The organism is Paenibacillus sp. J22R56 (genome assembly GCF_056269375.1).
The window spans coordinates 252344-276740 of the sequence record NZ_JBWDNV010000001.1; the positions used below are offsets into that span (position 1 = coordinate 252344).

Annotated in this window: 17 protein-coding genes; 4 read left to right on the forward strand and 13 right to left on the reverse strand. The window is 47.7% G+C overall.

What is annotated here, in order from left to right; all coding sequences use genetic code 11:
* Nucleotides 1-97: 97 nt before the first annotated feature.
* Nucleotides 98-1357, forward strand: coding sequence for an MFS transporter (locus AC0YNT_RS01150; protein ID WP_475802961.1), 1260 nt, complete (start codon nt 98-100; stop codon nt 1355-1357).
* Between the two features lie 326 nt (nt 1358-1683).
* Nucleotides 1684-2433, forward strand: coding sequence for an MBL fold metallo-hydrolase (locus AC0YNT_RS01155; protein ID WP_475802962.1), 750 nt, complete (start codon nt 1684-1686; stop codon nt 2431-2433).
* A 96-nt stretch (nt 2434-2529) separates the two neighbouring features.
* Here the strand turns inward: AC0YNT_RS01155 and AC0YNT_RS01160 are convergent, their stop codons facing one another.
* On the reverse strand, nt 2530-2835 hold the full coding sequence (locus AC0YNT_RS01160) for an antibiotic biosynthesis monooxygenase family protein (RefSeq protein ID WP_475802963.1): 306 nt from the start codon (nt 2833-2835) through the stop codon (nt 2530-2532).
* A gap of 39 nt (nt 2836-2874) precedes the next feature.
* Between AC0YNT_RS01160 and AC0YNT_RS01165 the strand changes: the two genes are divergently transcribed.
* Entirely contained in the window at nt 2875-3819 is a 945-nt protein-coding gene (locus tag AC0YNT_RS01165) for a sugar phosphate isomerase/epimerase (protein ID WP_475802964.1), read from the forward strand.
* Nucleotides 3820-3842: 23 nt separating this feature from the next.
* On the opposite strand, the gene AC0YNT_RS01170 is transcribed toward AC0YNT_RS01165, so the two are convergent.
* Complete coding sequence (locus tag AC0YNT_RS01170) at nt 3843-5432, reverse strand: hypothetical protein (protein ID WP_475802965.1); 1590 nt, start codon at nt 5430-5432, stop codon at nt 3843-3845.
* A gap of 205 nt (nt 5433-5637) precedes the next feature.
* Here AC0YNT_RS01170 and AC0YNT_RS01175 point away from each other — a divergent pair, with 205 nt between their 5' ends.
* Nucleotides 5638-6390 carry a DeoR/GlpR family DNA-binding transcription regulator gene (locus AC0YNT_RS01175; protein ID WP_475802966.1) on the forward strand — a complete coding sequence of 251 codons (753 nt, stop codon included), beginning with the start codon at nt 5638-5640 and terminating at the stop codon, nt 6388-6390.
* Nucleotides 6391-6508: 118 nt separating this feature from the next.
* On the opposite strand, the gene AC0YNT_RS01180 is transcribed toward AC0YNT_RS01175, so the two are convergent.
* The 11 genes from AC0YNT_RS01180 to pnuC all read right to left on the reverse strand — a co-directional run bounded on the left by AC0YNT_RS01180 (nt 6509) and on the right by pnuC (nt 24390).
* Complete coding sequence (locus AC0YNT_RS01180) at nt 6509-8524, reverse strand: GxGYxYP domain-containing protein (RefSeq protein ID WP_475802967.1); 2016 nt, start codon at nt 8522-8524, stop codon at nt 6509-6511.
* Nucleotides 8525-8557: 33 nt separating this feature from the next.
* Nucleotides 8558-10750 carry a hypothetical protein gene (locus AC0YNT_RS01185; RefSeq protein ID WP_475802968.1) on the reverse strand — a complete coding sequence of 731 codons (2193 nt, stop codon included), beginning with the start codon at nt 10748-10750 and terminating at the stop codon, nt 8558-8560.
* A gap of 71 nt (nt 10751-10821) precedes the next feature.
* Nucleotides 10822-13818 (reverse strand): alpha-mannosidase, encoded by a 2997-nt coding sequence (locus AC0YNT_RS01190; RefSeq protein WP_475802969.1) that lies wholly within the window; start codon nt 13816-13818, stop codon nt 10822-10824.
* A 284-nt stretch (nt 13819-14102) separates the two neighbouring features.
* Entirely contained in the window at nt 14103-15551 is a 1449-nt protein-coding gene (locus AC0YNT_RS01195) for an extracellular solute-binding protein (RefSeq protein ID WP_475802970.1), read from the reverse strand.
* Nucleotides 15552-15642: 91 nt separating this feature from the next.
* Complete coding sequence (locus AC0YNT_RS01200; RefSeq protein WP_475802971.1) at nt 15643-16566, reverse strand: carbohydrate ABC transporter permease; 924 nt, start codon at nt 16564-16566, stop codon at nt 15643-15645.
* Between the two features lie 3 nt (nt 16567-16569).
* Nucleotides 16570-17553, reverse strand: coding sequence for a carbohydrate ABC transporter permease (locus tag AC0YNT_RS01205; RefSeq protein ID WP_167280298.1), 984 nt, complete (start codon nt 17551-17553; stop codon nt 16570-16572).
* 161 nt (nt 17554-17714) lie between these two features.
* A complete protein-coding gene (locus AC0YNT_RS01210) occupies nt 17715-18890 on the reverse strand; it encodes a GntR family transcriptional regulator (RefSeq protein WP_475802972.1) in 1176 nt (391 codons plus the stop codon).
* A gap of 188 nt (nt 18891-19078) precedes the next feature.
* Nucleotides 19079-21118, reverse strand: coding sequence for a glutaminase family protein (locus tag AC0YNT_RS01215; RefSeq protein ID WP_475802973.1), 2040 nt, complete (start codon nt 21116-21118; stop codon nt 19079-19081).
* 707 nt (nt 21119-21825) lie between these two features.
* Nucleotides 21826-22707, reverse strand: coding sequence for an ADP-ribosylglycohydrolase family protein (locus tag AC0YNT_RS01220; protein ID WP_475802974.1), 882 nt, complete (start codon nt 22705-22707; stop codon nt 21826-21828).
* Complete coding sequence (locus tag AC0YNT_RS01225) at nt 22704-23729, reverse strand: AAA family ATPase (protein ID WP_475802975.1); 1026 nt, start codon at nt 23727-23729, stop codon at nt 22704-22706. The genes AC0YNT_RS01220 and AC0YNT_RS01225 overlap by 4 nt, the downstream gene beginning before the upstream one ends.
* On the reverse strand, nt 23719-24390 hold the full coding sequence (gene pnuC / locus AC0YNT_RS01230) for a nicotinamide riboside transporter PnuC (RefSeq protein WP_475802976.1): 672 nt from the start codon (nt 24388-24390) through the stop codon (nt 23719-23721). Before pnuC ends, AC0YNT_RS01225 begins: the two co-directional genes overlap by 11 nt.
* Nucleotides 24391-24397 lie beyond the last annotated feature (7 nt).

Here is a 24397-nt window from a genome sequence, read left to right on the forward strand (position 1 = left end):
TTTCGACGGCATTTTCCTTCCTGCAAATATTTCCCCTATGCCCGAACAATGGTACATTAGTAGACGGACTTCATAGATTACGATGCAGGAGGAACATATGCAAACAGAGCCAGAAGCAAGACATAAGCGGTCTTTATTCAGCAACCATACGCTGCTGCTGGCCGTCGTATTTGGCGGATTTCTTATATTTGGATTTTCGGAAAATATTAAAGGCCCCGCTATACCACGTATGCAGGCTGATTTCTCACTAAATGAAGCGCAGATCGGTATGCTGCTCGCCTTAAATTCACTAGGTTATTTGATTGCCTGCAGCTTCACCGGTTCGTTAGTCAAAAAAATCGGCATTAAGCTGACGACTCTTCTCGCTTTTGGCTCCATGGTCATATCGGGCTTCTGCCTGTATTTCTCTGCTACCTATTCAACAATGGTGTTGTCTTATTTCTTCATGTATATCGGCAACGGTCTGCTGGAGATTGCACTAGCCATTCTGGCAGCCCAAATCTTCACCCGCAATACTGGAACAATGATGAACCTTGCTCATTTCTTCTATGGATTAAGCTCAATGGTAGCGCCAATTATGGCCGCTAATCTGATGGGGGTCCAATTCCTTGGCTCGGAGCTTGGCTGGCGCGGGATGTATTGCCTGATGCTGTCACTGACCTTACTGCCGATGATTCCAACGATCTTCGCCAAATCACCAAAGCAAGAAGAAAAACACGGGGAACGTCTATCGCTGAAGCAATATATACGGGACAAAGCAGCATGGCTGCTCGTTGGTGTCCTCTCTCTTGGCGTTATATCTGAGCTGTCAATTGGAAGCTGGCTCGTTAACTTTTTGGAGAAGACCTATGGTTGGAGCAGTGATGCATCAGCTGGGATGCTATCCGCCTTCTTCTTCTGCTTCATGCTGGCGAGGCTTATGCTAGGTCCCGTTACAGATAAAATCGGGTATACGATGTCTCTTATCCTATTGTCAGCTTTCTCTGGACTATGCTCTATAGCAGCCGTTATCGCGGGAGAACCAGGCGCCTTCCTATTTGCCGCAGCTGGCATAGGTATCGCGCCAATCTATCCGACGGTTATGGCGCTAATCGCCAGACGGTATTCGAAAGAAACGGATACCGCCATTACGTTTACGGTAACGCTAATGGGAGTTGCTACAGTTGCGGGGAACTACTTAATTGGTCTTATTACTGAGCTGTTCAAGGATGGGTTCGCCGATTCGGAACAACCGAAAGCCGGCTTAATTGCTGGTCTTCAAGCGGGATATTACTTTATCGGGGTATGTGCCCTGCTCTGCTCAATCATGTCTATTGTGCTGTACCGTCATTTGAAAAAAAACGGTGCATTGTTGTAACGCTCCGGTTGTTTCGGATGATTGCTGCTACGGTTGTTTCATGCTGATGGTTCCTTGTAGTTTATTCCTCCGCTGACACGGAAAAGCTAAAAACCTCGATAATAACAAACAGAACAACAGCCCCTCGTAACCAACGTAGTTACAACTCAAACATAAGTCAACAACCGCTCTTTTAGGCTTCTTGAACCCAGAATTAATATATTGACAAATAATTATTTATATGTTATAATATAATATTTTACTATTTACATATGCTTGTGATGTCTATAAAATGGTCACATGACCTCGGCCGGGTCCCTTCATTTTGTACGAGGAGTGTGACCATTATGCTTATTCAGCAAGGAATTGCTATGCTTTCGATAAGTACCCCTGTAATGGGAAAAATGGATACTGTTCATCCCGTCCTTTTATGGGACGATCAGTCCGTTGTCCTGCTGGACACCGGTTACCCCGCTCAGCTTGAGCAGCTTCAAGCTGCTATAGATACCGCGGGAGCGGATCGGAGCAAGCTTTCTCATATGATTATTACCCATCAGGACATCGATCATATCGGAAATTTACCGGAATTAGTTGAACAGACCTCATCTAAGCCCGAAGTTATGGCGCACCCACTTGAGAAACCATATATACAAGGAGATAAAAGACTCATCAAGTTTTCCGATGAAGCGATCGCGAGTATTGACCTTATGCCGGATTCGGTGCCTGAATCATTCCGTAACGGACTAAAGAGACTAATGCTACACCCGCCAAAAGCGAACGTCGACCGTGATCTCGCTCACGGCCAGTATCTTTCGTTATGCGGGGGCATCACGGTTATTGAAACGCCGGGTCATACACCTGGACATATCAGCCTTTACCATGAGCCATCCCGGACCTTAATTGCCGGGGATGCTCTGATCAACAAGGATGGCGAGCTGTTTGGAGCTGATCCTGCAACAACACTGGATCCAGAAACGGCACAAGCATCTATCACAAAGCTGCTCGACTTCGATATTGAGGCCATTATTTGTTATCATGGCGGGTTATTTAATACGAGGGTTATGGAACGGCTTGCTGAGCTTGCCTCCTATAAATAACAACACAAAAAGGCGGAGCAGAAATTCCTGCTCCGCCTTTTTCCTTTTTTCGAAAGGAAACCATCTCGGGGATGGAGAATATTTCCCAATCTATTTTCAGAAAGAATATTCTCTTTCTACCTTACAGATACGCACTTTGTAGCTCTCATACCAAGCTTGCTTACCTTTTTCCTGGGCAACCAGATGATCTTCGTTTTGCTTCCAGCTGCGAATCGCTTCAAGACTCTCCCAATACGAAACAGTTATACCAGAGCCTGCAGCATCACGAACACTTTCCGCATCAATAAATCCAGGCTGCTTCCGGGCCAGTTCATCCATTCGATCAGCCATTTCGGAATATCCGTGATCACCTTCATTCCGTTGGCTTGTAAAGATGACAGCATAGTAAGTTGTTGGTTTCATAACGAATCTCTCCTCATCTTGTAAAGGGGTTAAACATTCATGAATCGCTTCCTAATTGGGCAATACGGACATTTTGATTACAACAAATTCTATAGAGATTATAAAACAGACTTCTACGGGATAGAAGCTTGTTTATTTCAAGAAGAGCAGGATATTACCAATCTAGTCCAAGAATCCCACAAGACTGATTACCGGATCGGCATTCATTTTCCACTTCGGGCTGGTCTATTAAATCTAAGGGATGCTCTATTTCTTGCACAGGATGAAACCGTCCGATCTCATGCTTATTCGATTGTTGAACAAGAATTGGATTATATCACTTCACGTATGAAGCCGGAGTATATTCTTTTTCACTACCCGAAGCCGGTTCTTCTTGATGATCGAGTTGATTGGACAAGCTGGCGGTATGATGACCGGATGGAATATGAGTATGAAAGTGAGTATTCCTTCGAGGCGTTTAAGCAGCGCAGTGATGTTTTGTTCGAATGGCTTTCTTGTAAGAGTGCGGAGTATGGTTTTACACCTGTTCTGGAGTTTGATGCTTTGAACAAATATGTCTATGAACAAGACTATTTGCTGCAGAAGTTGGAGCAATACAGCGAGATTAAGCTATGTCTAGATACGGCGAGGCTTTATCTCCAGAATCAGATTGATCCTTATTTCAATGCACTGACAGTACTTGAGCAATATGCCAAGTATGCCGCAACAATTCATCTCTCCAATGTGCAGATGGTTGATGGAAGCATTACGCAGAGCCGGATGCCTGTCCTGCCCGACCAGCAGCCAAGTGAAGGCTGGGCACCAATTGAACAATACCTGCGAACTGTCTGCAAACAAAACCAGAACATTAGAATCATGTTCGAACATCGTTCGGAACAGGTCAGCGATGAACAGCTTGAGCAATGCTACCTCTGGGTGGCGCAGATTATAGAAGATGCTGATTCTATTCTAATGAAGGACATTAACAAAGGGAAAGATTCCTGATCGGAACCTTTCCCTTTGTTTGCTTATTTTTTCGTAAAAGTAAGTTCAATTTCATCTTGGCTGCTAATGCCTAAATACGTTAGTCTAGTCGGGATATCAGTGCCATGCTGCAAAGTAAGATTTGCTTTACGCATTCGCTCAACAAAGGAAGACAAGCTGTTGATGTCATGCTTCGCCGCCTCTTCCTGCCCTAATACTTCTACAGCAACGGCCGCTGGCTCCCCTTGTAGACGAACCTGGTTATAAGCATCTAACTCCTCGACCGAATAGCGGCCTTTCACCAAGATGGAAACATAGCAATTTTGCACCTGACCAAACAAGCCTGCTTCTTCCATAATCCATGTTCCTTTTGGAAGGACACCAATGATTTCTTGATGCGGATGATCTGCCGGAACAGGGAATACCGTTAAAATCCGATTCTTATCGTACAAAACCTCGGCATATTCGCTTTGATGCCTTGGATCGCCATCTCTGTAACCATCCCCTGGATGGAAAAAGGTCAGCTGGTTGACGCTATCACCCGCCGTTACCGGGAAAGATACCAGCCAACGAATTTGCTCATTATCAAACTCCTTAACCCGCTCCCATATTCCACCGGATGCAAAATCCTTCGTCACGTAAACATAGGAATGAAGAGCGATTTCTTCACCGGTATCAATCTTCACCATTTGTTTATGGACTTCAGAAGGCTCTTGGCGCTGCAATGCCCGCTGGCGGGCCGCTTCCGGCGCCGGATAACAGAAGAAGCCTGCATATTCCGTACGAGGCATATCCTCACCTAGTGGAAAATCACCAAATTGCACATAATCATGCAGCACGTTACGGTCAGCCGGCGCATCATGCGGCCATACGCGGGAATGTGCTCCTACCCATGCGCCTTTCAAATAGAACAATGATCTTTCATTCCACAGATAGTCGAGAAGTTCCGCAAGCTGCTGCTTTAAACCGCTATCGCTAGTTAGCTCCCACGCACAAGTGAACGCCTGAACCCAATGCCAGAACCATGGCAAAGCACCGTACTCCGGCATGCCTTGTGTGGTTACCCTCTCTATCGTTTTCCGTAGGGAATTGATGCCATCCTCAAGCAGCTCCCGATCTTCGTAAAGCTGCCCGAATATGATTTTGGCCGCCGTGTATTTCGCCTCATGATGATTAAACATTTGCAGCGGTTTCCTGAAAAAGCCTCCCAGATAAATATGCCGCAGCGCTGTCTCGAACGCTTCTCTTAATTCCGCACTTAATTCACTCTCGTAACGGTTGTAGAGATAAGCCATTAGGCTCCCCATCAGCTCAACAGGAAGCTCATGCGGACGCGCCTGCTCAGGCGAAGGATTCAAATTCAGCGGAAAATGGCCGTACAAAGGCTGGTCCGGATCATTTTGCTGAAGCTGAAGCACTTTGGTGAGTACGCTTTCTGCTTTCTTTTTCGCATCATTAGGGTCATGAAGGATTGCTGGTGATTCTACTGCCGCAGCAAATAAATAAGACGCATAATAATAGTTATCCCGGATATCGTTATGAAACCATAACCCGCTGCCCAGCAAAGGCTGGTCCTGCGCTTTCAGAGCGACCGCCTGCACAATCTCCGTTTGGCGCTGCTGTTGTCCATTCATAAGAATGCTCCTCTCTATCGATCCCACTAAGTTCATTTGAGTTTATTTTAGTTCATATAATAGAAATAATCATTATGTATTTTGTATATGAACCTATTTAAACCTATTGAATAGGGTATACCTAATAGAAGGGCGATCTGTATGGACGTGACAAAAGGACAAGCGTTAAAATAATAGCAATACCTATAGAACGGATGAACGATAAATGAACCATTTACGCCGATATGAGAGTATTATGGAGGTTCTGCTCACGCAGAAGGAAGTGACTGTTGCCGAGCTTAGCGAGCGACTTAACGTAACCGGTAAAACAATCCGCGAGGATTTGACGAAGCTGGAGGAGCAAGGTTTGGTGAAACGAGTTCATGGCGGTGCGGTGCTGGCCAACAGTGATCAGTTCGGCATCCTTCCAGTGAAGGAACCTCTCGTGAAGCATTCCGATGAGAAGACCGACATAGCCGAGACGGCTATGAAGTTCATTAAGAGTAACGACATTATCGCTCTGGACGGCGGCAGTACAACACTTGAGATCGCGAAGCGGTTGGATTCCATTCCAGTGACGGTCATTACAAACGATGTGTACATTATCAGTGAACTGGCTGCAAAAGAAAACGTTCGGCTCGTCGTCCCCGGCGGCTATCGCGTACGTAATGTGCTTGCTGGTCCAGAAGCAGTCGCTTACGTCCGCAGCCTGAACATCAACAAAGCGTTTATTTCCGCCACCGGCGTTCATCTCGAATATGGCTTGTCCGTCTACACCGGTGACCTGATCGACTTCAAGCAAGCACTAATGGCTACCGCCCGCGAATGCTACGGCGTCGCCGACCATCACAAGTTCGGCCACAGCGCGCTGCGTACATTCGCCCAGCTGTCCGAGCTGACTGCGCTGATCACTGACAAAGGGCTAACAGAAGAAACCACTGCTGCCTTTCGTGCGGCGGGAGTTCGAGTGGAGAATTGATTTACGTATGCGATTAAGAGGAAAAATCGACTTATCTCCCCCTTAATTTCCCTCAAAATAGAGCAGCCCGTCATCAGATAGATGACGGGCTGACCCTTTTGTTGCTACTTGGAAGCTGCTACTTAGCAGCTGGCTGCAACGGCAGCCCTTTACTCTCGCGCATCAGTTGGAAGTACACATCAGGCCGGACGAACACAACGTCCTTATTGTCTTTATAGTAATTCATGGCATTGACGAAATTCTGATAGTTGACCTGCCAAGGGTTGGCTTGGATCGAGACGAATGACGGAGACTTGCCGTCCCAGCGCTTCAAGCCGTCTGCAACTCCGTCCGTAAGATCGCTCTCCGCACTGCCGTATGCAATATTAAGTTCTTGGCCGGGCAGCGAATTGCCATACACCCCGATCGCACCGGTTCCGAACTGGGAAGTGAAACCAAGCAAGTCAGGAGCATCCTTAGCCAATCGTTCAGCCACCTCAGGCTTAATCTCCCCTTTCACATAGTTCCATATCGTCAGAACGTTTAGACCCGTCTGCTTCATATACTCGTTTGTTCGTTTGAAGAACTTATCTAAGCCCTCTTCCTTCTCCCAGAAGTTCGGATACGTATACCCAACACCCGAAGGGCCCGACACAAAGGCATCGTTAGGTGTAGCTGATTTGTACAGATAGTCCAAGATCCCCGGCATCGTATCCAGCATCAGAGGCGAGACTGTCCAGCCGAGCGGAACTTCACCCCGGTTCGGAGAATCCCATACCGTCTTGAAGAAATGCTCCATGTACTGCAGATTGTCACCATCACTCAGAATAAAGGAAACATAGATTTTATTCTCCAGTGCAGGCTTTTCCGGTACTTGCGGCTTCTCGATTGTACGTGATGTACCGCTGAATACACTTAAGTTTGAGGAAAAGTCACTCGCTACTGTTGCCAGTCCGTAATCCGAGGTTTTCTTGACACCTGCTCCTTCATCCGGCCACCAGCCCAAATACAGCCCAGTACCATAAGGCATATCCTTCATGAATTTACTAAGCATCGCATCTTCATCCGCATCGGCAGGATTCAGCCAAACGACCGCAGCATCAATCCCGATCGCATAATCCCGCAAATACGACTGGATTCCAGGATCAAGGCCAATGATGGCTTTATGAGTTGCGTCTTTCCAGTAGTGGTCGTACAGATAGCCATACACTTCAAGCTTGGATTTGAATTTGCCGCGTAAATCTTCCAGAACAGGAAGATTGTAAGGCTCGCTTGTTAATTTGTCCGCAAGGCTCGGCGGGGCAACAAGCGCATTCTTCAAGCCTGCCATAGTAGTGGCAAGGTTGATGGTATCCGGCTGCTGATCATCGTACACGATAATCCCTTTCAACTCTGAACGGTATTTGTCCAGCAGCTTCCAGCTGTCATCCACTTCGGTATACTTCTGATTTAAAGCATCCAGCCAAGAAGTATCTGTTGAGCCCCGCACATTATCGGTATACGAATAAATGCGCGGCTGCTTCTGATTCACTACCCCTTTCAAGGATGTGAACAGCAAGTTCTCCTCTTTCCGCAGCGGCCAAAACACCCCAACATCAAACAGCTTCACTGTCGATTTGCCGGTCCACTCTACTCGGAACTCCAGCTCATGCCCTTCACCCGGAGCCGTAAAAGCCAGCTCGAAGCTTTGCGATGCATTTGGCAATTTGAAATCCCAGTTGCGAACATCCTGAGAGGCAAGCACCTTATCTGCTGTCTGATCTCGTACTTCAAGGGATGCTACAACCCCATCCTCATCGGCGAAATTATCGACCTGTAAGTTAAATACAGCCTTTATGTCACCAGCCGGCACTTCCTTACGTCCCGTTACATCCAACATAGCCTTATCTGCAGTATCGGCACCTGCTGTCGCCAGCCAGCCGTTTCCATCCGCTTTACCGGTGTCATGTCCGAAGTTTGTATTCTCTGCTTGATAGTAGTAGTAATCGGTTGTGTAGATCATATCAAGTGTTTCAGCTGGTGCCTGGAAGGAAGGCAGCGCCTGCTTCTCCGGCCAGCGAACGCCTGCCTCTTGCTTATCCGGCCAAGCGAAATAAGCCGATACGGCTGCCGCAATAATGACAACAAGCGATATCCCTATGATTTTAACTTTCAACCAGACTTCCCCCCATGTTTATATAGGATTGGATTACCAATGAACTTTTACCGCCACACCTGACGGATCATTCGCGTAGCGCAGCAGAAGCGTCGCGCTGCCTTCATCCCATTTGAATTCTACCTGACTACGGATTGTAGCCCCTTCTTGCCCGAATGTTACTGTTCTAGGTCTGCGAGGACATTGGAAACGGGCAGCCGCCTGTGTACCTGCTGGTCCAAAGGCTACAAACCCAAAGCCGTCCGCACTCTCTTCTATTTTATCAATACGAGAAGCCGCCCCAATTAACTGCACGCCATCTCCTGCTTTGCTCAAATCATAGAGCAGCGCTTGCTCGCCGGGCTTCACGGTCACCTGATCAAGGACAGGTAAATTCGCATCCAGCAAATCAATCAGCTTCCCGCTGATTGTATACGGCTCATCACTCACCGATTCATCAAGGACAGCAGCTATGATATAAGGGCCTCTCTGCAGAGCCATACCGTTCTGCTTCTCCCAGCGGAGCTTCGTACCATTGGTACGGTTTGCTGCTGCAACAGCAGATGCAACCGTTTGTCTAAGCTGCTCGCCTGCCTCCGGTAAGATTGCACATTGCGACGGATGCAGCGGCAAGTAAGCAAGACAACCTTTGCCAACGGCATACTCGCCTGCTGCAAGCTCTGTGTCCAGCCCAAGACTTGCAAATAGATGCTCCATCGGAGATGCATATTTCTTGCTTCCCTGATTCCACCATTCGCGGACGCCGTTGAAGTCATCACTGCCGTCTCCCACATAGATTAGAGTGCCGCCTTCCTTCACCCATTCCGCAAGTACATTGTGTAATCCGGATGATTCCGGCTTCATATATTCATAGCTCAGCACCAGTACCCGGTAATCATCCAGGTAACCAGGGAATCTTCCCGCGTTGTCCAATTGCACGGGGCGAACGGCTGCGCCATGCTTGAGAAGCGGCAGCGCAAGGCCATAGAAAGGCGACCAGTCCAGCAGTTCCATAAATTCATTTCCTAGCGCTGAAGCCACTTCGGTTCCGTCATACTTGAAGGAGGTCGCTTCTTCACTCCAGTCCGGATGGTTCCGTTGGTACATCGCGGAATCAGCCAGCAAAAGTCCTACCTGCAGGCTGTCTGTCAACCACTTGGCATCCTGGCCTTCCATTGTGCCAAGAACATTCAGCACAATTTGCAGCTCCGTTGCGTACGAAGCCGGAATTCTTTCTTTGCCGTCGCCGCCTTCTCTTGGATATTCACCTTTATAGATCCGCCTTGGCCAAGGACATACCTCGTAACGGCTAACATGCGGATGTAGAAGTGAAGCAACTAATGTACGAATATAGTTGGTACGGTAGTCCTTCCAAGTAAACTTCGGATCATCTGCAATGGGATCATGCAAGAACCACATTCTGCGATCCGTACCGCGGACAAGCTCCTGCATAATGCCGTATTCCAAATAAGCGGTCTCGAACGTACGCTCCTTGCGGACACCATTATAGACATTTGGCGTTTGTGCCGTTCCCGTCCATACCTGTGCGATGTAACCATCCACACCAGGCAATTCAAGCAGCTTCGATTCCGGGCTGACAATACGCCATTGCGTGTAGTTAATCAAGCTATGCGTTGGCACATAGAAGCGAATACGGCGATCGTATTTTTGCATCGCATATTCCTTCAACGTGCTGCAGATTCGGTCCAGCGTCCGCGTGTACAAATAAGCTTTCAGCTTCGAAGCCCGGTATTGAGCATCTACCGAAGCATGCGGCGCCTGCCACGGCTCACGGTAATAGATCTCCCATTCCCGCTTGAACGCATCTGAATAGCCGCCCTCTACCCAGAACTCCGGCTCTTCCAAATGGATCGCTTCTACTCCAGCATCAACCGCGATCCTAATCCGTTCGGTCAAAAAATCAGCGTAAGCAATTGTTGGTACCATATAGGGGATATCCACGGAGGTTCCGTGAATGATATTCTCATATTTACGGTTTTTCTGGGCTTCATCCCAATGTGATCTGCCATCAACTTTTCCATTCAAGTAATCCTGATAGCCGCCCCATGATACGCCAGTCATCAGATGTACAACATAGCCCTTTTCCTTCCAAGCTCGAATACGCTCTTGAAAATCCCCATGAATGCCGTACACCATTACAAAGTCTGTCTGCAGATCGTAAGACGGATCGTAAGATCCGCCTTCCTGAAAGCCTGTCAGTTCTTCACGGCGATCTCTTCTGATCATGAGTGATTGTCCTCCCCATAGCTGATTAAATGACAAAAGGGGGAAGCATTCCCGCTAACCCCCTTGCTTAATTATCCTAGTTTTACGCGAAGAGACTTAATCTCGAATGGCTGGAATGTTAATCTATCTACCGCTTTACCGAGCGGATTTTCCATCAGATCCACTTCTTCAATCTCTACACCTGTTAACCCAAAGGCTACGGATGTGTCGGCGAACGTTCCGGAAGTTTCATACAGACGAATAATCAGATCATCTGTATCCTCTGCTTTCTTCACCGCTTCTACCATGACATGTGGATTATCCACTTGAATAAGGGAAGCAAACGAAGCTGTATGACCTGCAGCGCCTTGATCAGACTCCGCTACCGTCAATGGCGTATTAAGCTCATATCCTTTGCGGTACACCTCAGCCTGAATGAAATCGCCGCGATGCGGATACATCGCATACACGAATTGATGCTCTGCGCGGTCTGCAACCGGGTCCGGATAGCTTGGGCTGCGAAGTAAGTTAATGTCCAGCACATTTCGTTCTGCACTGTAGCCATATTTACTGTCACTGAGCAATGCAACGCCGTAATCCGGCTGAGAAAGATCAATATATTGATGAGCACAAATCTCGTCTCTTACGAATTCAATCATATTATTCCGGGTCGTAGGGCGCTTCAAGTAACCAAATTGAATCTCACAGTTCACATGGTCGGTCATTACTTGTACCGGGAATGAAACACGAAGCATTTTCTCTGCTTCCTTCCAGTCAGCCTTCGTCTCGAAGCGTACGGTTGTACCCTCTTCATCCAGCACAACACGCTGCACGAGTGTCGATTCCCCGAACCTGTACTGCTGCTCCATCACCGCTTGATGACCATCAATAGAATAAGAACTCTCTTCAAGCTTCATGCAGCCAGCCACTGTATCCCGGTAATCTCTTGGGAAATCCCAAGCATCGCCTTTATCGTGATATATCGTAAACACATTGGCTGCTGCATCCGGTGCGATAGACTCTCTGCCAGCTGCTTTATCATAGAGCGACTCGATACTACCATCCTGTCCAAACGTGACGCGCAAATAGCGGTTCTCCAGTTGACGTTCGCTCGCCCCGAGTCCGGATTGTTCTCCTGCTCCCGTACTAAGCTCCGCTTCTGCAAGGGAGGCAAATCCCATCGGCGGAACCTTCACCGCATAACGTTTGCCTTGATGAGCAACGATTTCGTTACGTTCCCACGGCAAAGAGTTAAAGACAACCGCCTGACCTTCCCCTGCCCCGGTCAATCTAGCAGCCTTGGCATAGGTTTGTGCAAGTAATTGCTGCGTTCTGCTATGCATGGCCGCATAACGTTCCAGCGATTCCTCGAACACACGAGTAATCGATGAGCCAGGTAAAATATCATGGAACTGGTAGAGTAGTGTCTCTTTCCATATTTCCTCAAGATCTTCCGACGGATAGGCATTTTCGCCCATCGCCAGCAATAGAGAAGCAGCAAATTCGAGCTCTCTGAGCGACTTTTCCATCTTGCGGTTATACCATTTGTTGCGCGCCTGCGTCGTCAATGTTCCCTGATGCTTCTCCAGATACAATTCCCCGCGATAGGTTTGGAAACGGGATTTCTCCTGCTCCAGCTTGCGGAAGAAGGACAAGGAATCTTCCTGCACGACAGGAGGTAGTCCAAGCAGATTATGCTCACGCGCTAATCGCTCCAGATGCTCCTCGCCAGGTCCTCCGCCGCCATCGCCAATACCAAACAACATCAGGGCATGCTCGGAAACATTACGATCCAGATAGCTGTTCTCAATCTTCGCAAGTGATCTTGGCGCACTTGGGCTGTTATACGTATCTTCCGGCGGAAGGTGTGTCAGCACTTTGCTGCCATCAATACCTTCCCATTCAAAGCTGTGATGAGGATGCGTATTGTACACGTTCCACGACAGCTTTTGCGTCATCATATAATCAACACCGGATTTTCTAAGCAGCTGCGGCAAACTTGCCGAATAACCAAATACATCCGGGAGCCAAAGAATCTTAACCTCTTGGCCAAACTCCTGCTGGTAGAAGCGCTTGCCGTACAAAATCTGCCGTACCAAGGCTTCCCCGCCGGAGATGTTCGTGTCAGGCTCTACCCACATAGCTCCCTGCACTTCCCAGCGTCCTTCTGTAATTCGTTCCTTGATCCGGTCATACAGCTTTGGATAATGCTCTTTCATCCATTGATATAATTGCGGCTGACTTGCACCAAACACATAATCCGGGTATTTCTCCATGTTCGTTAGCACAGTGGAAAAAGTACGGGCGCCCTTACGGATCGTCTCGCGGATCGGCCACAGCCAGGCGAGGTCGATATGAGCATGACCGATGGCACTAACCGTCAGGACAGGATCTCCGCCTTGCTTGGAGAGCTCTTTTGCAAGAACTTCTCTGGCACGCTTCGCAGTCTCTTCATTTATAACTTCAAGCATAAGTGCTGCATCATACAAGCTTTGAATGACACGCTCTTGTCTTGCACTTTTCTCCGCCACATGCTCCGCCAGCTCGAGAAGCACCTCGAAATCGTAATAAAGCTGACGAATCTCCTCGTAACAAATCGCAATATCCGCTTCCTTTAAAGTGCCGCTGCGGTATTTGCCAAAGAGGTCGTTACAGCCGGCATCTGCCCACAGATCAATGTGTTCTCCAGCAGCCGACATTCCTAGATCAACAACACGTTTTCCAGGCAGGCCTAGGCTGAAATCAAATTCGGAATTAATATTGGTGAGGCCTTGATTTGGCGAGCCCTCCTGATCAACCAGACAAAGCTCTCCATTAATATCAATCAGCAGAACAGCCTTGTGTCCTGCCACGGCATCAGGAACAATCCCTTCAAACCGAAACCATGCGCAATCCCATAAGTTCCCCCATTTATCTCCAGGTGTAAGTTCAAGACGCGTACCGCTGTTCCGCTCGGAATATGGCACCGGTTCCTTCGTCACCCATGCCGTAACCTTCATTGCCGATACGGGTTCATAGATGGAATCGCGTATTCTCGGCAATAAATCCTTTGCTTTGTGCAGTTTTAATCGATTTATTTCGTATGGCATGTTAGTCACTCCCGGTTTGAAAAAAAGAGGACTGATTAACAGTCCTGTTGTTGGAAGGTGATTGGGTACTTGCTATGAGCACTAGGGGAGAAGGGTATGCTCTTCCGGTCGCTGTTACCTTAGGGAACTTTGAATAAATTCCTAGCGGAATATTCCCTAAGGTAAAGGCGAACGCTTCGCTCCTCCAGAGCATACTCCTTATCCTCCTAGTACTCTGCTCGTAAACAATACTTCCAAGTCATACAGGACGTGTTAAGAAAGTCCTCTTTTTTTGTTTTGTTTTATTATTTGGTTACTTGTTCTGCTTTCTTTTGAGCGTCATCGAGGATGGCTTTTACATCGCCTTTGGTCATCAGGGATTTCACGACCGCGTCACCCCAGATTTGCCATACCTTCGAGTTATCTTTCGCAAAAGTTGGCAAGCCTGAAACGTTACCGGACATTGCTTGATAATGCAAGTACATTTCTGGGTGCTTCTCTTTGTATTCCGGCGATTCAGAGATTTCTTTCAGAATCGGGGAGCGTACGTTGGAGTCCGCAACCAGCTGTTGTACTTCTTTGCTGTACATCGCTTTGATATATTCAAATGCTGCTTCCTTGTTCTTCGCATCTTTTGGCACCGAGTTAAATGCAGCACCAATCGTTACGTTTGCAGCTTGGCCGCTTGGGGACAATGGAATCGGCGACATACCGCAATCAAGTCCACTATCTTTACACTGCTGTACTTGCCAAGGACCATCAATCAGATAGGCAGTTTGCCCTTTTTTCCAAGCATCGAAGTACGTGCCTTCGTTATTGTTAACCATCAAGCCTGCTGGATGATCTGCATTCAGCTCACGAAGCAGGTTGACCGTCTCTACATTCGCATCCGAGTTAAAGGTTGGCAGACCATTCTCATCGGCAAAGCTGCCGCCATTAATACCAATTAGAGCGCCATAGCGCAAGTATCCGCCGAAGTTCGGAGCGCCATAAACGCCACCGCCGTAAAACTTGCCTTTACCTGCTTCTGTTACTTTTTTGGAGTTGTCAGCCAGCTCTTGCCAAGTAGTAATTGGCTTCTCAGGATCAATACCTGCTTCCTTCACAAGCTTCTTATTCCAATACAAGCTGCTTACACCAGGCTGCAGGGCAAGACCGTAAATTTTACCGTCATACTCCATCGGCTTCCACGCAGCTGGCGAGACGTTAGCACGGAGCTCAGCAGCTATATCATCTGGAAACGGTTCGAGCAGACCTTGCTGGGCAAAGCCCGGCATTTGCGTTTCGCCTACGATAATATCTGGAACATTTTTGGCTAGGAATCCTGCTGTTTCCTTCTGGATCAGCGGCTCGCCCCAACCCCAGTCTTCTGCTTTAATACTAATGTTTTTCTCTTTCAGCTTGCCGGACATGATTTTTTGATAATAAAGCGGGAAAGCCTCTACAAGAGTACCCGGTGTGTAATTGATATCAACACCTTGTCCCTTTAATTCCTTCTCTTTTGGTGCAAACAAATCATCCATCTTACCAACACCGATGCCTACAGCACCTTCGTTAAGTACAGTGATCGTTACCGGATCCCCTGAAGCTGCAGCCCCGGTTGATTCAGCCGGCTCTGCCGAAGCAGACTCCGTCGGCTCTGCCGAGTTCTGAGGCTGATTGTTTCCGTTAGAATTGTTGTTACCGCCGCATGCTGTTAAAGAGAACGTTAAGAGTGCAGTTACAAGCAAGGATGTGATCTTTGTTTTATTCACATAAACCCCTCCAATTTAGGATGATAACTGACCTGTCGCAATTAATATATCATGACTATTTGTTATATTCAATATGTTATAACAAATATTTTTAACCTTTGATTCCTGTGTTAGCTAAACCTTGAACGATATATTTCTGGAAGAAGAAGAAGATTAAGAGTGCTGGTATCGTCATGCCAAGACCAAGTGTGATGATTAACGGCCAGTTCGGAATAGCTCCCGGGCTGGCAGCAGCTGACGACAATCGGGTAATGGCAGCAGGCAATGTCTGCAGCTTATCCGATGAGGTGTAGAAGAACGGCGTAGCAAAATCATTCCATGTAGCAAGCGCCGTCGTAATAGCGATAAACGCCATAATCGGCATCTGCAGCGGCAGCAGAATCTGGAAAATAATCCGCAGCGTACCCGCTCCGTCTACCTTCGCCGCTTCATCAAGCTCATACGGGATTTTCTCGATGGACTGCTTCACAAGGAATGCGCCCATAATGTTGAGACTCGGTCCACCGATGAAGTAAACCCACCAAGTATCGAGAATCCCTTTACCGCCCGTGAAGATATCGTTGCCGCCTGCAAACGGCCATCTTGCAAACTCCAGGTAAGTCGGAATAAGTGCAATCGTACCAGGAATCATCTGCGTACCAAGCAAGATCAGGAACAGCTGGTCTTTCCATTTGAAACGAAGCCTTGCGAATACATAACCAGCCAGCAAGGAGGTCAGCAGCGCCCAGAAGGTGTTATATATGGTGCGATAACCAGAGTTGATGAAATACTTCTGTATCGAATTGTCCGCCGACACATTAAACAACACGGTAAAGTTATGGAGCGTTGGCGCTTTGGCGATTGGAAATAATCCAATGATGCTTGTTGTAAATTCATTTTTCGTGAAGAAGCCAGCCAGAACCATAAAGATCAAAGGATATAGCAAGACAAGCCCTATACCAAGCAGAACAATATGGGCAAACAAATTACCCGGCTTCAGCTGTACAGCTATTTTTCTAGACAATGTATCTTTCATGTTCTAGGACCTCCTTTTGATCGGAATGGTGCTGCTTCTATCCGAGTTCGTTGACCAGCGGTAGTAGAACACCGTACCTACAAAGACAACTACTGCCATGATAAGCGAAGACGCACCGGCCATACCGAGATTGAAGTCCCAGAATGCATCGCGGTAAATACGGAACACGAGTACTTCCGTCTTCCCGTAAGGGCCGCCGCCTGTCATGAACAATACCTGCTCGTAGATTTGAATAGCACCGATCAAACTTGTAATTACAATATAGGTTGCAATTGGTTTCAAGCCTGGAAGAGTGACGTACCTCATTTTCCCCCAACGTCCTGCGCCGTCGATTTCCGCTGCTTCGTACAAGGACACATCCACGGACTGCAGTCCCGCTAGCCAGATGAGAGCTGCACCGCCTACCCCTTTCCATACCGAATAGACAACGATCCAGAACACGCCCCAGAAGACGGAATATTGCCAAACAATTGGCTCTTTGCCAATGGATTTCAGAAAGTTATTAATAACACCATTGTTCGTATCAAGAAGCAAATTAAAAATTTGGGTAGTAGCAACCGTTGAGGTTACCGCTGGAATGTACCAGATTGACCGATATATGCCCTTACCGAACAATGGCATATTCATCAGAATAGCTGCGCCAAATCCGGCGATCAGGGTAATTCCGGTAACCAATCCCCCTAACCAGACCGATCTCCACAAGGCCTCATAATAAAGAGGATCCTGGAAAAAGCGCACATAGTTGTCGAACCAGATAAATTTCGGACTGTCAGCTATACCTACCCACTCGAAGAATCCGAGGAAAAAGCCAAACAGCGTTGGGAATCCCGATAACACCAGCCACCAAAGAATCATGGGACTCAGGATGGCTGCTGCAATTAATGCATCTTTGTGTCTGACCGCAAACTTCTTAAGAGAGGACCTTGTTGATACGTTAGTGACTGGCAGATGCAATGGTGCTGTTTCTACTGCTTTCCTGTCATTCATGTTCATTTTCCTCCTTGCTCGTTTTAGCCTTACTCAAATGCTATAAAACCCTATATATAGATTATATTTGTTATATCAAATTAGTCAATTGATAAATGCAAACAAAAATAACCCGACAGCCAAAATTGGCTATCGGGTTATTGAACAAATGTTATGGTTGTTTAAGCCTTTGCTTGAACATTGGCCTCAGCCGTTGTCTTGCGGACGATTAGGCTAGGCTTCAGAATCATTTTATGGAACCTGATCGGAAGTTTGCCTTGATTGTCGATCACCTGTAGCAGCAGACGCACTGCTTCGGTACCAATCTCATACTCCGACTGATCGATGTAAGTAAGCTGGCTGAACTCCTCGAGGAGTGGCGTCGGGTTATCAAAGGATATAATGGAAATATCCTCGGGTACACGAAGTCCTACCTTCTTCGCAATCGATAAAATCTGAACGCCAAGCGAACAGTTCAAAGCGATATAGGCGGTTGCCATTTGGTTTTTGACAAAGCGGTATAACGGATGATTCGGATCCGTCGCAGGCAGCGGAGGACTAGCAGGATCATCTAGGATACCGTTAGCGTGAATATCGTTTAAGATCAGCGAAGGATTAATTAAGGCGCCCTTCTGCTTCAATGCTTCGTTATAGCCTTGAATCCGCTCATCTACAGAGACTGTCATTAAGGCTGAGTCCGAGCAGATTGCGATATTCCGATGACCAAGATTCCATAGGTGGTCAACAGCAAGCATCGACGCGTGTGCACCGTCTGAAGACACGACATTGGTCTCCACCCCAGGCAGATGCCTGTCGATCAGAACAAACGGATAGTTCTGCATCTTGAGTGCAATAATTTCTTCGTTGTAGACCTCAGCATCAACCGGGAAAATGATAAGTCCATCCACGTTGTTCTTCATTTCCCGGATGACTTCCTTCTCGGTTTCCTTGGAATTATTTGTCAACATCACAACCAGCTGATAACCTTTTGCCTTCAGCCCATCTGTAATACCTGCAATTAATCGAATGGCGAAGTAATCCCCGAGCACCGGGAATACGAGTCCAATCTTTACTCTCGGCCTAGTCTGCCCTCCACGAGGCTCATTCAAAAGACTTGGAGCCATCTGGGTTTCGGGAATCCCCTTAACAAAGCTGCCTCTGCCTGGAATTCGGTAGATCCAGCCATCCTTCGCCAGCTCGGCAAGGGCGTTCACTACCGTAATACGGCTGACATCAAATTCTTCCATCAAATCTTTCTCTGTCGGAATTTTATCGTCTTCGACCAGCTTACGGGACGTTATTAATTCTTTAAAGTGATTTTGAATCTTAATATACAGGGGTTCTCTATCTTGACTCATTCCTAAATCCTCCTATCCGGACCAAATTAATCGTTATAACAAATATACCATATGGAAGGAGCTTAACAAAGTAGTAGTTGAACAAATGTCCATTTATTAAAGCCATTATTCTTTAAAAAAGAAGAGCGCATGCAACATGCGCCCCCCCTTTATCCCATTATTACATATGTCGTGATTTCGCAGTCTTATTAAACCTGCAAACTGCCAGAAGCACTTCTAAGCTCCGTTTGCATAATTCCTTTATCCTTCAGAACCTTCATAAAGATACCACCTACGACAGTCCGATGCTGGAATCCAATCTGACGCGCTGTAACCGTATCTGTCCAGTCAGAGAACTGAACACGGTCCTGCGTTTCATTCAGCATATCCCAGATTGGAGCAGTCAGCTCGATGAAGTCATTCTGATCTTCCGCCAGAGCGGCCGACCATACGAGCCAATCGTTCTTCGTGTAATTAGCACGGTTGTCGAGCGGCGTACCGTAATCATTTTTCATCTTCTTGTACCAGCTGATCTCCTTGCGGATCATCTCTTTGGAGAATAGATCTGTTCCAAACAATACATCCCAGATCAGATTATATTTGAGGCTCCAGGAACCTTCCTGTCCAAAAGCAAGTTTTGTATGATCGCCGTCAGACGCAAGTACTTCCCACTGCTCAGCCATTTCTTTGGCTTTGGCCATATAACGGGCAGCTGTTTCCTCTTCTCCTTGAAGCTTCTTCAGGATGGAGTAGCTTGCTACGCCCATAACCGCCTTCACAGACAGGTTTGCGTTACGTGCCAAATGGCCAGCGAAGTCGTCGGTGCACAGCTGGTTCTCTGGATCAAGACCAAACTCCGTCAAATAATCTGCCCATTCGCCGAGAGTATCCATATGGCTGAACAGGTAATCACGGTTGCCGCCTGCAAGAGCTACGGAAGCAGCCATAACGAGCATATTGCCACATTCTTCAACCGGCATTTGCCCTTCACGTTGATTCTCACTGTAAACTTGACCATTACCGATCGGATATTGTCCGATATCATGCGGTGCAAATTCGAATGTCCAAGCATCCATTTCCGCATATTTCAGAATCGGACGGATCATGGCTTCTACAAGCTCAGGTCCATAGAGCAGGAACATTGGAACAGATGGGTAGCTCACATCAACGGTAGCCATACAGCCGTTGCTATAGCATTCTTTGGACAGGAAGAGCAGCTGGCCTTCTGTATCCGCTACAAGCTTATGCGCAGCAATCGCTTGACGATAGGACAAGGAAAGTAGATCTGCATATTGACTGCCGCCGGCTTTCTCGCCTTCCGCGATAATCTGCTGGTCAAATGCAGCACAACGCTCAAGCAGGCTCTCGTATTCCGAGAACGCAGCAGCGATCATATCTGGTGTAGATTGTCCATTTCTTTTCCAATAAGCCTCAAGCTTATCGCTGAAATATTCAATTGCAATGATATCGTCATAGGCGAGTACAGCTAGGCTCTTGATAGGAGTTGCTCCAACACGGCCCAAATCGTAGATAAGCGCCATAACTGGCTGAACATCTGCCACCACTTGAGCTGCTGTTGGTGAAGTCGACTCGGTAAGCTTGTCATTACGCACAAATTGCTTACGGATATCAGCAGAAGCTATGTATCCGCTCACTTGATCGGATTTCTCCGCATTCAGATAGAAGTAACCCCAGTCAATTCGGTGGTCGTCGCCCGAACGGTTCACTACATCTTGTTTCTCATGACCGATCTGCAGCGAGATCAGTCCGTCGTTCTCCAGCTTCTGGCTAATAACCGCTTGGTTCGATTGATCAACACACCATTCGCCAGTCACATCGAAGTAAATTTGTACATCATGCTCTTGGCCATCCAGGGAGTTTACTTCAAACGCCACATAAGAAGCAGGTCTCGACAATACATCCAGATCATCCAGTAATAAAGGAGAAGTGAAACGAACTGTCAATTCGATTCCTGCAGATTGGAACGTGTACACCGTGCTTAAAGCAGACACAGTCACACTCTTCTGCTCCATCGCTACCGGTTCTGTATAATAACGTTCAGCTCTTGGCTCAACCAGACCAGCAAACCGTTGTACTTTACCGTCGATGCGGATCAAGCCTGTCATTCCATGGCGCTGTCCCGTCCAGTGACGGGTATGATCATCGGTCAACCGGTCAGCCTGCGACCAAACACTGAAATAAGGGTCAACCGTTACTAATGGAACTGCAGAAGGACGAATTGCGCTCATTAGGAAAACAACTCCTTTAATATATTCATTTGTTATAATGGATATATTATAATGCTATATTAAATTTTATGTCAATAAGCAAAAAGGCTGACGAGTTTGAACTAAACTCGTCAGCCTTTTTGTGTTTCGTCGTGTCGTTCGTGTCGTTCGTGTCGTTCGTGTCGTTCGTGTCGTTCATGGCGTTCGTGTCGTTCGGTCGCTCACTCTCACTCAGCTGTCAGTACTCACTACAAGCACTCAAACTCCAAGCACTCTACCCCAAGCACCTTATTCCGAGCACTTAACTCCAAGCACTCTACTCCAAGCACCCTACTCCAACCACTCTACTCAAACACTCAAAATCCAAGCACTCTACTCAAGCACTCAACTCAAGTACTCAAACTCCAATCACTCTACTCCAAGCACTCTACTCCAAGCACTCTACTCATGCACTCAACTCAAGCACTCTACTTCATGCACTCAAACTCTGAACTCTCATATCGCCCAGCATCTAACTCGCTATACTGTATTTTGTACAGCATATGGATGCCTTATTGTCCAACATCCTAGTCTATCCTGTATTCTGTACAGTAGAATTGATGCTTAATGGACTGGGATACTCCTAACTGGCCTTTTCTACTGTACAGAATCCAACATAGTAATCTGCCTCAGTAGCATGCATCTCCCTACGTTGGATCGAATACAGTCTAACTAATGTCGGTGTTTGATTAAGAAGCCGTCCCTCGTAAAGTAACCAGCCTGTCACCAATCTCAACTAACTCTTGCCGCAACAAAATGCTCTCCGCGTATCTTGCTGGGATACCATCGTATCCCCAATAGATGCCGGCTAATCCGCCAGCGATTGCTCCAATTGTATCCGAGTCTCCGCCTTTGTTCGCGGCACGCTGGACAACCTCCTCAAAGGAATCTGCCTCCAGCAAATGATGGACAACCCATTGCATGGTGTGAACCACATAGCCATCCGGAGGAGCCATTGGTGCTTGGCCGTTCAGCAGTTGTTCATAACGGGTTCCCGTTATTTCAGCGCGGACGGCAGCCTTTAAAGCTTCACCCTGAAGCAGCCTTCTGGCGATGCGGTTGTAGATCAGGCATGCTTCCGTTGCTGATTCATCATCATGAGTCATCTCGGAATGCCGCTTCGTGATCTTTTCCATGACCTCAAAGTCAGAATATGCTAGAGCAATAGGCAGGCAGCGCATCAGTGTGCCGTTCCCGGCAGTCATACTGTTCAACCGCGCTTTGGCCCGGCGTGCAGCCTCGAACCAATCCCCTTCATATTGATCAAATACCGTCCGGATGATGTTTCCGATATCCTTCGGATTCGTAGCCTTCCACTTGAGAAAATAATCCCCAATGGCCTCGATAGGATCCGTTGGATTGTGCAGAATACCTCTCGCTACCGCAATCGTCATCGCCGTATCATCGGTGATTTCACCCGCTTCGAGCCTCCATACGCCTCCGCCAATGATTTGGTCGAGCCAGCCGTACTCGCGCTTAATGCCCGCTTCGCTCATAAATTCGGTTGTACCGCCCAGCGCATCACCAACCGCAACACCAAATAGTCCTCCGAGAATTCGATTCCTCATCATCTGGTCATCCCCATCCATTCATATGGATTGCTGTACTTCTTATAGCGCCCAAGCACCGCCTTAACCAGCTGCACCCGCTCCTCCAAGCTGCCGCGAAGCGGAATGAATGGGATTTTACGAGTAATAAGGTCAGCTATAATTTGCTTCTGGAAAATATGTCTGCCGACATCCCCTGAGCGGTCCGGCGTATCGTCGTAGGAAATATCGTCTTCGCATAGGAAGACGATATCATAGCGAGAAGCGCAGCGAGCTGCCATCTCCTCCAGCTTGGGATGAGCTGCACCGTGGTAATAATGGGAGAACATAAACGTTGTAATGGCATTCGTATCAACGAACAGCACATCCTGTGCCTCCAGCAGCAAACGTTCCTCCCGCTCAAGATGACCCTCTGCAATTTCCACCAGCTGATCCAGCGTCAATCGGCGTTCAATCTGATGCTGCTCCCAATATTCCCGGCCGTACTCGGGCATCCAGACCGTCTGCAGCTCCTCCGCCATTCGGGCGGCAAGAGTTGTTTTCCCTGTGGAGGGAGCCCCGAGGAACACCACATTCGTAATGAGATCCCGGTAAACGATCGGATGCACGAGGTCTTTGTTCTCGTGTAACGCTTCCCTTACTTTCGTACCGGATACAGAGAACGTCTCCCGGAGTGGATCCACCTGACAATTGACTGCCCCTAGAGCCTCACTCATATGCTCACCATAAAATTCACTCGAGTAGAAATGCGTAACCTTCCTATCACCAAGCAGACCTAAAATATAATTCTCTTGCTTGCGCTTGATCTCAGGCGTATCACCGCTGTCCGACGGTCCATCCCAAGCCTCCAGCACTTCCACATTCGGATAAAGCTCTCGAATCCAGCGAGCCCTGACCGATAACGGTACCCGAGTCACTTCCGGACTGTCATAGATGACTACGATCAGGTGATCAACCTCACCAAGCGTCGTCTCGACGACATGCTGGTGGCCGCGATGGAATGGTGCGAATTTGCCAAGCGTGAGCCCAATTTTTTTAACCGACATAATGGTTCACCTCATCCTGTGGCACAGTAGCTGCAGCCGTCCGAGCATATTCACGCTTCCAATCCACTAAGCCCATAATCGCTATCCCAAGGAAAATCACGTACAAGAATGAAGTCGTGTACAGCTCTTTGTAGAAGTACATTCCGATCGATAACACATCTACGAGAATCCAGAAGTACCAGTTCTGAAGGATTTTATAGGAGAGCAGGAATTGAGCCGCCAAGCTTAACGTTGCAATAAAAGCATCCAAATATGGGATCGAAGCGTCGGTGTAGACATCAAGAACAAGCCCCCATACTGTTGTAAAAATAACAATAAATCCGCCCAGCAGCGCCGCCAGCTTCTCATTCCAGAGTCTTGTTGGCCGAACAGCCGCTTCGCCGCGTTTGGTCATCCAGATGATCCAGCCGTAAATACTGAGGATGAAAAAGAACACCTGCAGCGTCATATCCGCATACAGCTTGACGTCCAGGAACATATAGAAGAAACAGGCCACATTAATAAGGCTGATCGGCCAGGTCCAAATCTTCTCCTTCGCTGTCAGCCAGACAGCGGCGAGGCCCGTTGTTGTAGCCGCAATCTCGATGGGGCTGGACGAGGTGTAATAGGCAACGGCTAGTATGGCGATAAGCAGACCTGCTATTGTTAAGTTTTGCTTCATGTTGATC